Source organism: Stenotrophomonas maltophilia group sp. Smal32 (assembly GCF_030237085.1).
GTDB classification, from domain to species: Bacteria; Pseudomonadota; Gammaproteobacteria; order Xanthomonadales; family Xanthomonadaceae; genus Stenotrophomonas; species Stenotrophomonas maltophilia_Q.
Window position 1 is genome coordinate 1 of record NZ_JASJSI010000100.1, and the last position, 16,066, is coordinate 16,066.

General features: G+C 67.6%; 10 protein-coding genes. 9 read left to right on the plus strand and 1 reads right to left on the minus strand.

Going from position 1 to position 16,066, the window contains the following annotated elements:
* Positions 1 to 230: 230 nt before the first annotated feature.
* Complete coding sequence (locus tag QRO91_RS18220) at positions 231 to 1,550, minus strand: M20 family metallopeptidase (RefSeq protein ID WP_197650507.1); 1,320 nt, start codon at positions 1,548 to 1,550, stop codon at positions 231 to 233.
* A gap of 187 nt (positions 1,551 to 1,737) precedes the next feature.
* Here QRO91_RS18220 and QRO91_RS18225 point away from each other — a divergent pair, with 187 nt between their 5' ends.
* From QRO91_RS18225 to QRO91_RS18265, 9 genes are all read left to right on the plus strand, one after another.
* A complete protein-coding gene (locus tag QRO91_RS18225) occupies positions 1,738 to 2,982 on the plus strand; it encodes an efflux RND transporter periplasmic adaptor subunit (RefSeq protein ID WP_049427327.1) in 1,245 nt (414 codons plus the stop codon).
* A gap of 74 nt (positions 2,983 to 3,056) precedes the next feature.
* Positions 3,057 to 6,290, plus strand: a complete 3,234-nt coding sequence (locus QRO91_RS18230; protein ID WP_049427329.1) for an efflux RND transporter permease subunit — start codon at positions 3,057 to 3,059, stop codon at positions 6,288 to 6,290.
* Positions 6,291 to 6,321: 31 nt separating this feature from the next.
* Entirely contained in the window at positions 6,322 to 9,444 is a 3,123-nt protein-coding gene (locus QRO91_RS18235; RefSeq protein WP_197633758.1) for an efflux RND transporter permease subunit, read from the plus strand.
* A 152-nt stretch (positions 9,445 to 9,596) separates the two neighbouring features.
* The gene (gene yccS, locus QRO91_RS18240; RefSeq protein WP_049427333.1) at positions 9,597 to 11,774 is read left to right on the plus strand and encodes a YccS family putative transporter; all 2,178 of its coding nucleotides are present in this window, start codon (positions 9,597 to 9,599) and stop codon (positions 11,772 to 11,774) included.
* Positions 11,775 to 11,929: 155 nt separating this feature from the next.
* Entirely contained in the window at positions 11,930 to 12,724 is a 795-nt protein-coding gene (locus QRO91_RS18245) for an SDR family NAD(P)-dependent oxidoreductase (RefSeq protein WP_197620076.1), read from the plus strand.
* A 137-nt stretch (positions 12,725 to 12,861) separates the two neighbouring features.
* The gene (locus tag QRO91_RS18250; protein WP_197650510.1) at positions 12,862 to 14,751 is read left to right on the plus strand and encodes an MFS transporter; all 1,890 of its coding nucleotides are present in this window, start codon (positions 12,862 to 12,864) and stop codon (positions 14,749 to 14,751) included.
* 181 nt (positions 14,752 to 14,932) lie between these two features.
* A complete protein-coding gene (locus QRO91_RS18255; RefSeq protein ID WP_005419784.1) occupies positions 14,933 to 15,220 on the plus strand; it encodes a CD225/dispanin family protein in 288 nt (95 codons plus the stop codon).
* A 34-nt stretch (positions 15,221 to 15,254) separates the two neighbouring features.
* Complete coding sequence (locus tag QRO91_RS18260; RefSeq protein WP_197650511.1) at positions 15,255 to 15,533, plus strand: CD225/dispanin family protein; 279 nt, start codon at positions 15,255 to 15,257, stop codon at positions 15,531 to 15,533.
* Between the two features lie 43 nt (positions 15,534 to 15,576).
* On the plus strand, positions 15,577 to 16,002 hold the full coding sequence (locus QRO91_RS18265; protein WP_197650512.1) for a DUF2752 domain-containing protein: 426 nt from the start codon (positions 15,577 to 15,579) through the stop codon (positions 16,000 to 16,002).
* Positions 16,003 to 16,066 lie beyond the last annotated feature (64 nt).

Sequence of the window (16,066 nt, forward strand, 5' to 3'; positions counted from 1 at the left end):
GGGGGGGGGCGGGGGGGGGGGGGGGGGGGGGGGGGGGGGGGGGGGGGGGGGGGGGGGGGGGGGGGGGGGGGGGGGGGGCGGGCGCGGGGGGCGGGGGGGGGGGCGGGGGGGGGGGGGGCGCCCCCCCCCCCCCCCCCCCCCCCCCCCCCCCCCAAACCCACGTTATGGGCTTTTTTTTTTTTTTTGTTTTTTTGGGGGGGGGGGGGGGCCCCACCCCCCCCCGGCACCCCTCACCCCGTAGGAGTGCCGGCACCGTGCAGGTAATCCAGGCTCACCTGCAGCAACGCCCGCAGTCCCACATCCAGTGCCTTCTCATCCAGCAGGAACTTCGGCGAATGGTTCGCCGGCGCCGTCGCCGGGTCGATGCCCACGCTGGTCGAACCCACGAAGAAGAACATGCCCGGCACTTCCTTCGCGTACAGCGAGAAATCCTCCGCGCCCATCTGCAGCGGCGGCTCGTACACATTGTCCTTGCCCACCACCGCCTGCAGGCTCGGCAGCATCTTCGCGGTCAGCGCCGGGTCGTTCACCGTGGCCGGGTTGCCTTCCGACTCGTAGATGTCGGTTACCGCCTTGGCACCGTGCGCGGCGGCCGTGTGCTCGGCCACGTTGCGCAGGTCAGCGAAGATCTGCTGGCGCATACCCTCGTCGAAGGTACGAATGGTGCCGACCATTTCCACTTCATCGGGAATGATGTTGTAGCGGATGCCACCGTTGATCGCGCCGAAGGTCAGCACCGCCGGCTGCTTGGACAGGTTGGCGCGGCGGCTGACGATGGTCTGCGCGGTGCCGACCAGATCGGCGGTGGCCACGATCGGGTCAACGCCGTTCCACGGCGCCGACCCGTGCGTCTGGCGACCGATCACCTTGATCCCGAAGCGGTCCGAGGCGGCCATCAGCGGGCCACCGCGCACCGCGATCTGCCCGGCCTGGACACTGGAGAACACGTGCAGCCCGAACACCGCCTCCGGCTTGAAGTCGGCGAACAGGCCTTCCTTCAGCATCAGTGCGGCACCGCCCTCTTCCGGCGGCGGCGCGCCTTCCTCGGCCGGCTGGAAGATGAGCATCACCTGGCCCGGCAGGTCCTTCTTCATCGACACAAGCGCTTCGGCCACGCCCAGCAAGGTGGCGGTGTGTGCGTCATGGCCGCAGGCATGCATCACGCCTACGGTCTGGCCGCGGTACTGGTCGGTGGCCTTGGAGGCGAACGGCAAGCCCGTCTGCTCGGTCACCGGCAGCGCGTCCATGTCCGCACGCAGGGCGATCTTCGGGCCGGGCCTGCCGCCCTCGATGATCGCCACCACGCCGTGGTGGGCAATGCCGGTCTTCGGCTTCAGGCCCATCGCACGCAGGCGCTTGGCGACCTCGGCCGAGGTGCGCGCCTCGCGGTTGGACAACTCCGGATGCTGATGGAAGTCCCGGCGCCATTCGACCACCTTGGCCTGCAGCCGCTGCGCAGCGGCAGTCACTTCCGGGCGCTGCCCGTCCTGGGCGTGAGCAAGGGCCGGCAGGGCCAGCAGCAGGGCGGACAGCAGCAGCGAACGGCGCATCGCAATCTCCACAGCAAGAAGGTTCCAGCTGAATGTAGGGCAACACCGGCGCCACGGGAACCTCCCGCGGGGGATCCGGTCTTAGCGCCCGTCCCATCCGTCATGCAGGAAACGTGATGTGGCACAGGTATGCTTTGCGCATTGCCGCCGGCGTCCCGCCCGGTCCAGCCCTCTCGGAGTCCTCGTAATGTCACGTGTTTGGAAGATCGTGCTGCTGGTCGTGGCGGTTCTGGTGCTGGCCGTGGTTGGCCTGCGCGTCATCGGCGGGGGCAAGGACAAGGCTGGAAAGCCAGCGGCGGGCGCGCGCCAGGGTGGCGAAGACCCGGATGCCGGCCCGGTGCCGGTCACCGTGGTCGAGGCCACGCGCCAGGACGTACCGGTGTATGCCAGCGCGCTGGGCACGGTTACGGCAATGAACACCGTCACCGTCAGCCCGCAGGTCGGTGGCCAGTTGATGAGCCTGAACTTCCGCGAAGGCCAGGAAGTGAAGAAGGGCGACGTGCTGGCAGTGATCGATCCACGCACCGCCCAGGCCAGCTACGACCAGGCGGCGGCGGCCAAGCGCCAGAACGAGGCGCTGCTGGCCACCGCGCGCTCCAACTACCAGCGCTCGAATGCGCCGGAGTATCGCCAGTTCGTCGCCAAGACCGATCTGGATACACAACGAAACCAAGTGGCACAGTACGAGAGCGCAGTCGCGGCGAACGAGGCCAGCATGCGCTCGGCGCAGGTGCAGCTGCAGTACACCAAGGTCACCGCACCGATCACCGGCATCGCCGGCATCCGCGCAGTCGACGCCGGCAACGTGGTCAATGCCGGTACCGCCCTGGTCACGCTGACCCAGGTCCACCCGATCCATGTGCTGTTCAACCTGCCCGAACGCCAGCTCGGCGACGTGCGCCAGGCGCAGGCCGCCGGTGCGGTGCCGGTGGCAGCGCTGGACCGGGCCGATTCGCACGTGCTGTCCGGTGACGGCAAGCTGGACGTGGTCGACAACCTGATCAGTGCCGACAGCGGCACGTTCAAGGCGCGCGCGCTGTTCGACAACACCGACAACGGCCTGTGGCCGGGCCAGTTCGTCAACGTGCGCATGCAGCTGCGCACCATCGGCGGTGGCGTGGTCATTCCGACCCAGGCCGTGCTGCGTGGGCCGGACGGCGAGTACGTCTACGTCGTGCAGGGCGACAACACGGTGAAGATGCAGACCGTGCGCAGTGGCGTGGAAGTGGGCGACAGCCAGGTGCAGATTGCCGAAGGCCTGAAGGGCGGCGAGCGGGTGGTCAGCGAAGGCCAGTTCCGCCTGAAGCCGGGCAGCAAGGTCACCGCGCTGAAGCCGGGCGAAACCCCGGCCGCACCGACCGAGGCCGAGCTGAAAGCGGCCGAGCAGAAGAACGGTGGCGGCGGTGGCCGTCGCGGTGGTGGTCCGCGCTGAGCGCAGGCCACGGTTCTCCCTCGCGCCGGCGGACCTGCCGGCGCCGACATTGAAGTGCCAGCAAGGATCAGTCCGTGGGCTTTTCGACGATCTTCATCCGCCGCCCGATCGCTACCTCGCTGTTGATGGCGGGCCTGTTGCTGCTGGGCATCCTCGGTTACCGCAAGCTGCCGGTGTCGGCGCTGCCGGAAATCGATGCGCCCAGCCTGGTGGTCACCACCCAGTACCCCGGCGCCAACGCCACCACCATGGCCTCGCTGGTCACCACGCCACTGGAGCGCCAGTTCGGACAGATCTCCGGGCTGGAACTGATGACGTCGGACTCGTCGGCCGGGTTGTCGACGATCATCCTGCAGTTCTCGATGGACCGCGACATCGACATCGCCGCGCAGGACGTGCAGGCGGCGATCCGCCAGGCCACCCTGCCCTCGTCGCTGCCCTACCAGCCGGTCTACAACCGGGTGAATCCGGCCGACGCGGCCATCGTCACCCTGAAGCTGACCTCCGACACGCGCCCGCTGCGTGACGTCAACAATTACGCCGACTCGATCCTGGCCCAGCGCCTGTCGCAGGTGCAGGGCGTGGGCCTGGTCTCGATTGCCGGCAACGTACGCCCGGCCGTGCGCATCCAGGTCAATCCGGCGCAGCTGTCGAACATGGGCCTGACCCTGGAGCAGCTGCGCAGCGCGCTCACCCAGGCCAACGTCAATGCGCCGAAGGGCTCGTTGAACGGCAAGACCCAGTCCTACAGCATCGGCACCAACGACCAGCTGGCCAGCGCTGCCGAGTACCGCGACACCATCATCAGCTACAAGAACGGCCGCCCGGTGCGGTTGTCCGACGTGGCCGAGGTGGTCGATGGCGTGGAGAACGACCAGCTGGCGGCCTGGGCCGATGGCAAGCCGGCGGTGCTGCTGGAAGTGCGCCGGCAGCCGGGCGCCAACATCGTGCAGACCGTCGAGCGCATCCGCGCGATCCTGCCGCAGCTGCAGGGCGTGCTGCCGGCCGACGTGCACCTGGAGATCTTCAACGACCGCACCGAGACCATCCGCGCCTCGGTGCATGAAGTGCAGTTCACCCTGATCCTCACCATCGGCCTGGTGGTGGCGGTGATCTTCGTGTTCCTGCGCCGGCTGTGGGCCACGATCATTCCCTCGGTGGCAGTACCGCTGTCGCTGGCCGGCACCTTCGCGGTGATGGCCTTCGCCGGCATGTCGCTGGACAACCTCTCGCTGATGGCGCTGGTGGTGGCCACCGGCTTCGTGGTCGACGATGCGATCGTGATGATCGAGAACATCGTGCGTTACATCGAGCAGGGCAAGAGTGGCAAGGAAGCGGCCGAGATCGGCGCGCGCCAGATCGGCTTCACCGTGCTGTCGCTGACCGTGTCGCTGGTGGCGGTGTTCCTGCCGCTGCTGCTGATGCCCGGTGTCACCGGTCGCCTGTTCCACGAGTTTGCCTGGGTGCTGAGCATCGCCGTGGTGCTGTCGATGCTGATCTCGCTGACGCTCACCCCGATGATGTGCGCCTACCTGCTCAAGCCCGACGCGCTGCCCGAGGGCGAAGACGCGCACGAGCGCGCAGCGGCGGCCGGCAAGCAGAACCTGTGGACGCGCACCGTGGGCCTGTACGAGCGCAGCCTGGACTGGGTGCTGGACCACCAGCGCGCCACCCTGGCCGTGGCCGGCGGCGCGCTGGTGCTGACCGTACTGCTGTATGTGCTGATTCCCAAGGGTCTGCTGCCCGAACAGGACACCGGCCTGATCACCGGCGTGGTGCAGGCCGACCAGAACATCGCCTTCCCACAGATGGAACAGCGCACCAGGCAGGTGGCCGAAGCGCTGCGCCAGGACCCGGACGTGACCGGCGTATCGGCCTTCATCGGCGCGGGCAGCATGAACCCCACGCTCAACCAGGGCCAGCTGTCGATCGTGCTGAAGGAGCGCAGCCAGCGCGATGGCCTGGAGGAGATCCTGCCGCGCCTGCAGAAGGCAGTGGCCGGCATTCCGGGCGTGGCCCTGTACCTCAAGCCGGTGCAGGACGTGACCCTGGATACCCGCGTGGCCGCCACCGAGTACCAGTACTCGCTGTCGGACGTGGACAGCGCCGAAGTGGCCAAGCAGGCCACGCGCCTGACCGAGGCGCTGCGCAAGCGCCCGGAGCTTGCCGACGTCGACAACAACCTGTCCAACCAGGGCCGTGCGCTTGAGCTGAACATCGACCGCGACAAGGCAAGCGTGCTGGGCGTGCCGATGCAGACCATCGATGACACGCTCTACGATGCGTTTGGACAGCGCCAGATCTCGACCATCTTCACCGAGCTCAACCAGTACCGCGTGGTGCTGGAAGTGGCACCGGAGTTCCGCACCAGTACCGCACTGATGGAACAGCTGGCCGTCGCCTCCAACGGCGCCGGCGCGCTGACCGGTACCAACGCCACCAGTTTCGGCCAGGTCACCTCGTCCAACTCGTCCACCGCCACCGGCATCGGCGCGCAGAACACCGGCATCACCGTCGGTGCCGGCAACATCATCCCGCTGTCGGCGCTGGCCGAAGGCAAGGTGAGCAGCGCGCCGCTGGTTGTCAGCCACCAGCAGCAGCTGCCGGCGGTGACGGTCTCGTTCAACGTGGCGCCGGGGTATTCGCTGTCCGAAGCGGTGCGTGCAATCCAGGAGACCAAGGACAGCCTGGACATGCCGACCCACCTGCATGCCGAGTTCATCGGCAAGGCCGCCGAATTCACCGGCAGCCAGACCGATGTGGTGTGGCTGCTGCTGGCCTCGCTGGTAGTGATCTACATCGTGCTGGGCGTGCTCTACGAGAGCTACATCCACCCGATCACGATCATCTCCACGCTGCCACCGGCCGGTGTCGGCGCGCTGCTGGCGCTGATGCTGTGCGGGCTGAGCCTGTCGGTGGACGGCATCGTCGGCATCGTGCTGCTGATCGGCATCGTCAAGAAGAACGGCATCATGATGGTGGACTTCGCCATCGAGGCGCGACGCGCCGGAGCCAACGCGCACGAGGCGATCCGCCGTGCCTGCCTGCTGCGCTTCCGCCCGATCATGATGACCACCGCTGCGGCCATGCTCGGTGCGCTGCCGCTGGCGCTGGGCACCGGCATCGGCTCGGAACTGCGCCGCCCGCTCGGCATCGCCATCGTCGGCGGCCTGCTGCTGTCCCAGCTGGTCACGCTGTACACCACGCCGGTGATCTACCTGTACATGGAGCGCTTCTCCGAATGGCTTGCCCGCCGCCGCGAACAGCGCGCGCTGCGCAACGGTTCGCTGCAGGAGCCGCAGGCATGATCCTCGCCCCGCTGCTGCGGGGGACCGCACGATGAACCTGTCCGGCCCCTTCATCCGCCGCCCGATCGGCACCGCGCTGCTGGCCATCGGCCTGTTCATGGTCGGCCTGATCTGCTACCTGCGCCTGGGCGTGTCGGCGCTGCCGAACATCGAGATCCCGGTGATCTTCGTGCACGCCAGCCAGTCCGGCGCCGATGCGGCGACCATGGCCTCCACGGTCACCGCGCCGCTGGAACGCCACCTTGGCCAGCTGCCGGGCATCGACCGCATGCGCTCGTCGAGCTCGGAAGGCAGCTCGCTGGTGTTCATGATCTTCCAGAGCGGCCACAACATCGATTCGGCCGCGCTGGACGTACAGACCGCGATCAACTCGGCACAGGCCGACCTGCCCTCGGGCATGGGCTCGCCGATGTACCAGAAGGCGAACCCGAACGACGACCCGGTGATTGCGATCGCGCTGACCTCGCAGACGCAGTCGGCCGACGAGCTGTACAACGTGGCCGATTCGCTGCTGGCGCAGCGCATCCGCCAGATCAGCGGCGTTGCTTCGGTCGACATCGCCGGTGCCTCGACGCCAGCGGTACGCGTGGACGTCAACCTGCGCCTGATGAACGCGCTGGGCCTGACCGCCGATGACCTGCGCAACGCCGTGCGCGCGGCCAACGTGACCTCGCCCACCGGCTTCCTCAGCGATGGCAACACCACCACCGCGATCATTGCCAACGACTCGGTGGCGCGCGCCGCCGACTTCGCCGACCTGGTGGTCAAGACGCAGGGCGATGGCCGGGTGATCCGTCTCAAGGACGTCGCCAATGTCTACGACGGCCAGCAGGACGCCTACCAGGCCGCGTGGTTCGACCACAAACCGGCGGTGGTGATGTACGTGTTCACCCGTGCCGGCGCCAACATCGTGGAGACCGTGGACCGGGTCAAGGCACAGATCCCGACCCTGCGCGACTACCTGCAGCCGGGCACCACGATGACGCCGTACTTCGACCGTACGCCGACCATCCGTTCGTCGCTGCATGAAGTGCAGATCACCCTGCTGATCAGCCTGGCGATGGTGGTGCTGACCATGGCGCTGTTCCTGCGCCGGCTGGCACCGACGCTGATCGCCGCGGTGACCGTGCCGCTGTCGCTGGCCGGTGCCGCGCTGGTGATGTACGTGATGGGCTTCACCCTGAACAACCTGAGCCTGCTGGCGCTGGTGATCGCGATCGGCTTCGTTGTCGACGACGCAATCGTGGTGATCGAGAACATCATGCGCCACCTCGACGAGGGCATGCCGCGCATGCAGGCGGCGCTGACCGGTGCACGCGAGATCGGCTTCACCATCGTCTCGATCACCGCCTCTCTGGTGGCGGTATTCATCCCGCTGCTGTTCGCCAGCGGCATGATGGGCGCGTTCTTCCGCGAGTTCACCGTCACTCTGGTGGCGGCGATCGTGGTTTCGATGATCGTCTCGCTTACGCTCACCCCGGCGCTGTGCAGCCGCTTCCTCAGCGCCCACGATCACGCTGCGCCGCCGTCGCGCTTCGGCCGCTGGCTCGATGCCGGCCACGAACGCATGCTACGCGTCTACACCGTGTTCCTCGACTTCTCGCTGCGCCACGCGCTGCTGCTGTCGCTGACCCCGCTGATCCTGATCGGCGTCACCGTCTTCCTGTTCGGCGCGGTGAAGAAGGGCGCGTTCCCGCCGCAGGACACCGGCCTGATCTGGGGCCGTGCCAACTCCAGTGCCACCGTGTCCTTCGAGGACATGGTGGCCCGCCAGCGCCGCATCACCGACATGCTGATGGCCGACCCCGCGGTGAAGACCGTGGGCGTGCGCCTGGGCAGTGGCCGCCAGGGCTCCAGCGCACAGTTCAACATCGAGCTGAAGTCGCGCAGCGACGGCCGCCGCGAAACCACCGCGCATGCGCTGGCACGGTTGAGCGCCAAGGCCGACCGTTACCCCGACCTGCAGCTGCGCCTGCGCGCGATCCAGGATCTTCCCAGCAACGATGGCGGCGGTTCCAGCCAGGGCGCGCAGTACCGCATCTCGCTGCAGGGCAACGACCTGGCATCGCTTCAGGAATGGCTGCCAAAGCTGCAGGCGGAATTGAAGAAGAACCCGAAGCTGCGCGACGTCGGCACCGACGTGGACAACGCCGGCCTGCGCCAGAACATCGAGATCGACCGCGCCAAGGCCGCGCGCCTGGGCATCACCGTCGGCGCCATCGATGGCGCGCTGTACGGTGCGTTCGGCCAGCGCCAGATCTCCACCATCTACTCCGACATCAACCAGTACAGCGTGGTGGTCAACGCCCTGCCCTCGCAGACGGCCACACCGGCGGCGCTGGACGAGGTGTACGTGCGTGCGCGCAACGGCGACATGGTGCCGATCACCGCGGTGGCGACCCAGGTACCGGGGCTGGCGCCGTCGCAGATCACCCATGAAAACCAGTACACGACGATGGACCTGAGCTACAACCTGGCGCCGGACGTGAGCATGGGGGAGGCCAAGGCGATCATCGATGCCACGGTGGCCGGCATGCGCATGCCCGGCGACATCCGCCTGGCCGATGACGCCGGTTTCGGCTTCAACTCCGACCCCAGCGACATGCTGATCCTGGTGTTTGCCGCGATCCTGACCGTGTACCTGGTGCTGGGCATGCTCTACGAGAGCCTGATCCACCCGGTCACCATCCTGTCCACGCTGCCGGCGGCGGGCGTGGGTGCGCTGCTGGCGTTGTTCGGCACCAACACCGAGTTGTCGGTGATCTCGATGATCGCGCTGGTGCTGCTGATCGGCATCGTCAAGAAGAACGCGATCATGATGATCGACTTCGCGCTGGTGGCGCAGCGCGAGCATGGGCTGGCGCCGCGCGATGCCGCGCGCGAGGCCAGCATCGTGCGCTTCCGCCCGATCATGATGACCACGATGGTGGCGATCCTGGCGGCGGTGCCGCTGGCGATCGGCCTGGGCGAAGGGTCCGAGCTGCGGCGTCCGCTGGGCATCGCGATGATCGGCGGCCTGCTGTTCTCGCAGAGCCTGACCCTGCTCAGCACGCCGGCGCTGTACGTGATCTTCTCCTGCCTGGCCGAACGCTGGCGGGCACGTCGTGCACGCAAGCGCGAAGCGAAGCTGCTCAAGCGCGCGCAGCGGGCGTAGAAGGGCCCATCCTCGCATGGCGCGGATCGACTGAAACGGTAGCGCCGGGCCATGCCCGGCGGATGCGGATGGTGGGTGCGGACCGACGGTCCGCACTCCATATTTCACGCGCACCCCGCAATAATGGAGCTCGATCCTTCCACCGAGCCTGCATGTCCGCCCGCCAATCCCGCCTCAGCCGCTTGTGGGCCCACGAGAAGGCCAGTTATGGCCTGCGGGTGTTCATCGCCCTGACGGCGGCGCTTGCCGTGTGCTGGCATCTGGACGCGCTCACGGCGCTGCCCGGCGTGTTCCTCGGCATCATCGCCAGTGCCATCGCCGAAACCGACGACAACTGGTGGGGCCGGACAAAGGCGGTACTGCTGTCGCTGCTGTGTTTCTGTATCGCTGCAGCCTCGGTGATCTGGCTGTTCCCGTGGCCGTGGATCTTCATCGGCGCGCTGGCACTGTCCACCTTCTGCCTGACCCTGCTCGGCGCACTCGGCGAGCGCTACGCATCCATCGCCCAAGCCACGGTAACGCTGGCGATCTACACCATGATCGGCCTGGAGCAGCATGGCGCTACCGATCTGCACAGCGCGCTGGACGCCGTCAGCCACCTGCTGGCGGGTGCCGTCTGGTACGGACTGCTGTCGATCCTGTGGACCACGCTGTTCGCCAACCGCCCGGTGCGCGAGCGCGTGGCGCGGCTCTACATCGAACTGGGCCGCTACCTGCAGCTGAAGGCCGCCCTGTTCGAGCCGGTGCGCGAGGCCGACCTGCAACGCCGCCAGCTCGATCTGGCCGAGCAGAACCGGCGCGTGGTCGGCGCGTTGAACGAGGCCAAGACGGCGATCCTGGCCCGCTTCGGCCGCTCCGGCCGGCCCGGGGTGAACTCCGGCCTGTACCTGCGCCTGTACTACATGGCGCAGGATTTCCACGAGCGCGCCAGCTCCTCGCACTACCCGTATGGCGCGCTGGTCGACGCCTTCTTCCACAGCGACGTGCTGTACCGCTGCCAGCGCCTGCTCGACCTGCAGGGCCAGGCCTGCGCGCGGCTGGGCGAGGCGATCCGCCTGCGCCGTCCGTTCGTGTATGGCGAAAGCAACCAGCAGGCCGGGCGCGATCTGGCCGATGCGCTGGCCTACCTGCGCGACCAGCAGCGCCCGCAGTGGCAGCGCCTGCTGGGCTCGCTGGACCTGCTGGTGCACAACCTGCGCAGCATCGAGCGCCGCCTGCTGGACGCCGAACGCTCCGAGGCCAGCCTCGACAATGTCGATACGCGCCTGCGCGACAGCAATCCGCACACCCTGCGCGAGATGGGCGTGCGCCTGCGCCAGCAGCTCACGCCCGGCTCGGTGCTGTTCCGCCATGGCTTGCGCATGGCGCTGGCACTGATCGCCGGTTTCGCGGCCATCCGGCTGTTCAACGCACAGAACGGTTCTTGGGTACTGCTGACCATCGTATTCGTGTGCCGACCCAACTTCGGTGCCACCCGCCAGCGCCTGGCGCAGCGCATCGTCGGCACCGTGGCCGGCCTCGTGCTCACCTGGGCATTGCTGCAGCTGTTCCCGCAGCTGCACGTACAGCTGCTGATCGCGCTGCTGTCGGCGCTGCTGTTCTTCTTCACCCGTACCGATCGCTACCTGGTGGCATCGGCGGCGATCACCGTGATGGCCCTGACCTGCTTCAACCTGATCGGCGATGGCTTCGTGCTGATCGTGCCGCGCATGGTCGATACGCTGCTGGGCTGCGCGATCGCCGCCGCCGCCGCGTTCCTGATCCTGCCCGACTGGCAGGGCCGCCAGCTGCATCGGGTGCTGGCGCGGGTGCTGGATACCGCCGCGCGCTACCTCGATTCGGTGCTGGGCCAGTACCGCAGCGGCATGCGCGATGACCTGGCCTATCGCATCGCCCGCCGCGACATGCACAACGCCGATGCCGCGCTGTCCACCGCGCTGTCGAACATGCTGCGTGAGCCCGGCCACGTGCGCCGCAACCTGGATGCCGGCTTCCACTTCCTGGCCCTGTCCAACACCCTGCTGGGCCACCTCTCGGCGCTTGGCGCGCACCGCGACCAGGTGGACAGCTACGCCAGTGATCCGCTGGCATTGGCGGCCGGTGATCGCGTGCGCAAGGCGCTGCAGCAGCTGGCCACCGCCCTGGCCGCACGCCAGCCAGTCGCCGAAGATGACAACGATGCCGATCGCGCGGTGGCCGCCGAGCTGGAACAGATCGATGAGGCGATGCCGCCGAAGCTGCAGCTGATACGCACGCAGATGGCGCTGGTGCTGCGGTTGCTGCCGAAAGTGCGGGCGGCGGCGAATGAGGCAGTGCGTACGCTCACCTGACAACTGCCGCCGGGCATGGCCCGGCGCTACCGGTGCTGCTTCCACGCGTGGCGTGGATCTACTGTGCCGTGCGCAACAGCGCGTTGCGCCTGGCGCTGCATCCCGATCACGTTCCCGCGCGGATACTGGGTGCTCCCCTGCTCCTGGACGCCCCCATGAAGATCGAACTCGCCGGCCGCACCGCGCTGGTCACCGCATCCACCGCCGGCATCGGCCTGGCGATCGCCCAGGGTCTTGCCGCAGCGGGTGCGCGGGTCATTCTCAATGGCCGCAGCACCGACAGCGTCGAACGCGCCCGCCAGCGCGTGCTCGCCGCCGTTCCGGGTGCCGAGGTGACCGGCGTCGCCGCCGACCTCTCCGATGCAGCCGGCGTCGATACCCTGCTGGCCGGCCTGCCCAAGGTCGACATCCTGGTCAACAACGCCGGCATCTTCGGCCCCGAGGACTTCTTCGAGACCGAAGACGCCACCTGGGAGCGCTACTGGCAGACCAACGTGATGTCCGGCGTGCGCCTGTCGCGGGCGCTGCTGCCGGCGATGGTCGACGCCGGCTGGGGCCGCGTGCTGTTCATCTCCTCCGAATCGGCACGCAACATTCCCGCCGACATGATCCATTACGGGGTCAGCAAGACCGCGCAGCTGTCGCTGTCGCGCGGCCTGGCCAAGCGCGTGGCCGGCAGTGGTGTCACCGTCAATGCGGTGCTGCCCGGCCCGACCCTGTCCGATGGCTTCGCGGCAATGTTCGAAGATGAACGCCAGCGCAGTGGCAAGCCGCTGGAGCAGATCGGCCGCGAATTCGTCATGGCACACCGGCCGTCTTCGGTGATCCAGCGCACTGCCACGGTCGAGGAAGTGGCCAACATGGTGGTGTACCTCGCGTCCCCGCAGGCTTCGGCCACATCCGGTGCGGCACTGCGCGTGGATGGCGGCGTGGTCGACGATATCGTCTGAAGTTCTGCAGGCGTGCGGGCCAACGGTCCGCACCCACCGACATGGGGTCTGGGTAGATCCACGCCATGCGTGGATCTACCCACCGCAGTCCCGACGCACGGGCAGGAATGCTAGGCTGCGCCGGTCAAGGAGGTTCCATGTCCGGTCACAACCAGTTCGCCCTGCTGCGCCAGCGCCGTTTCCTGCCGTTCTTCGTCGTCCAGGCGCTGGGTGCGTTCAACGACAACGTGTACCGGCAGGCGATCATCAGCATGTTGCTGTTCATGGCCGTGCCGGAGGAAGAACTGGGGTTGTACGCCACGCTGGCACCGGCCATCTTCATCCTGCCGTACTTCCTGTTCTCGGCACTGGCCGGGCAGATCGCCGACAAGCTGGAAAAATCGCGGCTGATCGTGATCACCACCACCATGGAGATCGTGATCATGTCGCTGGCTGCTACCGGCTTCCTCACCCAGAGCCTGCCGGTGCTGCTGGTCGCCCTGTTCTGCACTGGCATGCAATCGACCCTGTTCGGCCCGGTGAAGTATTCGGTGCTGCCGTCGGTGCTCAAACCCGAGGAACTGACCGGTGGCAACGGCCTGGTCGAGATGGGCACCTCGATGTCGATCCTGTCCGGCATGATCGTCGGCGGCCTGGTGTTCACCGTAGCCGGCAGTCATGGCACGGTGGTGGCCGCGTGCGCGATCATCGCGCTGGCGATCTGCGGCAACATCGCCGCACGGCTGATTCCCAAGGTCGATGCCGGCGATCCCGACCTGAAGATCAACTGGAACCCGCTGCCGGAATCGCTGGCAGTGCTGCGCATGGCGCGCCAGCAGAAAGCCGTGCGCAACTCGATCCTCGGCGTGTCCTGGTTCTGGTTCGTCGGCACCGTGCTGACCTCGCAGCTGCCGGCCTATGCGGTGACCAACCTCGGCGGCGAGCCGACCCTGTACATCTTCGCGCTGGCCCTGTTCTCGATCGGCACCGGCGTCGGCTCGCTGCTGTGCGAGAAGCTGTCGGCACGCACGGTGGAAATCGGCCTGGTGCCGCTGGGTGCGTTCGGCATGACCGCCTTCCTGCTCGACCTGTACTTCGCCCGCAGCGGCGAGGCGACCGCGCATGGGCTTACCGTCAGCACGTTCCTGCAGCAGCCCGGCAGCATCCGCATCGTCATCGACCTGGTCGGCATCGGCCTGTTCACCGGCATCTTCGTGGTGCCGCTGTTCGCGCTGATCCAGAGCCGCACGCCGAAGGCGCAGATGTCGCGCGTGTTCGCCGCGCTGAACATCCAGAATTCCGGCTTCATCGTGGGCGCGGCCCTGCTGTCGCTGGCCGCGCACACGCTGCTGCACTGGACCATCCCGCAGCAGTTCCTGGCGCTGGCCATCGCCAACGCGCTGGTGGCGATCTACATCTTCACCATCGTCCCCGAATTCCTGATGCGCTTCCTCAGCTGGCTGATGGTGCGCACCCTGTACCGGCTGCGCCCGCACGGCATCGAGGCCAACGTGCCCGACGAAGGCGCCGCGCTGCTGGTCTGCAACCATGTCAGCTACATGGACGCACTGATCCTGTCGGCGACGATCCCGCGCCCGGTGCGCTTCGTCATGTACTACAGGATCTTCAACATTCCGGTGATGCGCTGGATCTTCCGCACCGCCAAGGCGATCCCGATTGCCGGTGCACGCGAGGACCCGGCGCTGATGCAGCGCGCGTTCGATGAGATCGACGCCGCGCTGGCCGAAGGTGAGCTGGTCTGCATCTTCCCGGAAGGCGCACTGACCAAGGATGGCGCGATGGCCCCGTTCAAATCCGGCGTCGAGAAGATCCTCGAACGGCGTCCGGTGCCGGTGGTGCCGATGGCCCTGCGCGGCATGTGGTCGAGCATGTGGAGCCGGCGCGACAGCCGCCTGGGCCGCATGCGGGTGCCGCGCCGTTTCCGCGCCACCGTCGAAGTGGTGGCGGCACCGGCCGTGGATGGCCACACCGCCAACGCCCAAGCGCTGGAGGGCCAGGTGCGGGCCCTGCGCGGCGATCACGCCTGACGGAATCGGCCAGCCTGGCGGGTGGAGTGACCTCTCCACATACGCCAGCGTCCAGTGGCGAACACGGCATGCCGTGCGTGTAAACGCATACATGCAACGCCGGTTGCGGTAGATTACGCACCCACAGGGGGGAGGTTCGGCCGATTCACCAAGGCCGGCCACCAAGGAATGGAGTCTCGCTTTGAATCAACCACCACCGCTCAGCCGTCCGGTCTACATCCCCAACCATCTGGTCTGGGCGATCCTGACGACGCTGTTCTGCTGCCTGCCGTTGGGCGTGGTGTCGATCGTCTATGCCTCCCAGGTCGATGGCCGCCGCGCGGCCGGCGACCTGCCGGGGGCCTACAGCGCGTCGCGCAAGGCGGGCTGGTGGGCAGTGGCTTCGGCCGTGGCCCTGCCGGTCCTGTTGCTGTTGTGGTTCGGGCTGTTCGGCGGCTTGGCCGTACTGGGCGCTCTTTCCGACCAATGATTCACCACCACCACCCATCAAGGAGCTTGAACCCATGAATACTGCTACTCCGCAGGTCCCGAACAACCTGGTCTGGGCGATCCTGACCACCCTGTTCTGCTGCCTGCCGGCCGGCATCGTGTCGATCGTCTACGCCGCACAGGTCAACGGCAAGCTGGCCGCTGGCGACATCGGCGGCGCCCAGGACTCCGCCGCCAAGGCCAAGAAGTGGGCCATCTGGTCGGCCATCGCCTGGGCCGTGCTGGTCGTGCTGTACGTGCTGTTCTTCGTTGTGCTCGGCGGCATGGGCGCGATGAGCAACAGCGGCTACTGATACGCCTGGACGGATCCGGCGCCTGCGCCGGATCCGTTGTTGCATGTCCGCGCTTCCCATCCGTTCCCGACTCGCCCGCTGGGCGCCGCTGCTGGTTTCCGCCGGCCTGGCCGCAGGTGCCACGGTGGTGCTGCGCAACGTCAACCCGTATGTCGCCGGCAATCCGCTGCCGAGCTGCCCGCTGTACGCGCTGACCGGCCTGTACTGCCCGGGCTGTGGCAGCACGCGCTGCCTGTATTCCCTGGTCCACTTCGACCTGCCCGGCGCGATGGCGATGAACCCGTTGCTGGTCATCAGCCTGCCGTTCCTGTTGTTGATGCTGCTGAACATCGCCGGCATCCGCCCAAGCGTGCTCGACCCGCTGATGCGGGTACTGGCCAATCCCACGTTCTGGCTCTGGGTGCTGCCCGGGTATGCGCTGCTGCGCAACCTGCCGTGGGCACCGTTTACCGCGCTGGCACCGATCTAGGATTCCAGCCAACGGCGCAGCCCCTCGTGGTGGGCGGCGTTTGTCGATCATGGGATTGGCCGGG

Coding starts and splice junctions, on each gene's coding strand:
- QRO91_RS18265 (WP_197650512.1), top strand. CDS start 15,577: ATGTCCGCGCTTCCCATCCGTTCCCGACTCGCCCGCTGGGCGCCGCTG.
- QRO91_RS18225 (WP_049427327.1), top strand. CDS start 1,738: ATGTCACGTGTTTGGAAGATCGTGCTGCTGGTCGTGGCGGTTCTGGTG.
- QRO91_RS18260 (WP_197650511.1), top strand. CDS start 15,255: ATGAATACTGCTACTCCGCAGGTCCCGAACAACCTGGTCTGGGCGATC.
- QRO91_RS18220 (WP_197650507.1), bottom strand. CDS start 1,550: ATGCGCCGTTCGCTGCTGCTGTCCGCCCTGCTGCTGGCCCTGCCGGCC.
- QRO91_RS18250 (WP_197650510.1), top strand. CDS start 12,862: ATGTCCGGTCACAACCAGTTCGCCCTGCTGCGCCAGCGCCGTTTCCTG.
- yccS (WP_049427333.1), top strand. CDS start 9,597: ATGTCCGCCCGCCAATCCCGCCTCAGCCGCTTGTGGGCCCACGAGAAG.
- QRO91_RS18245 (WP_197620076.1), top strand. CDS start 11,930: ATGAAGATCGAACTCGCCGGCCGCACCGCGCTGGTCACCGCATCCACC.
- QRO91_RS18235 (WP_197633758.1), top strand. CDS start 6,322: ATGAACCTGTCCGGCCCCTTCATCCGCCGCCCGATCGGCACCGCGCTG.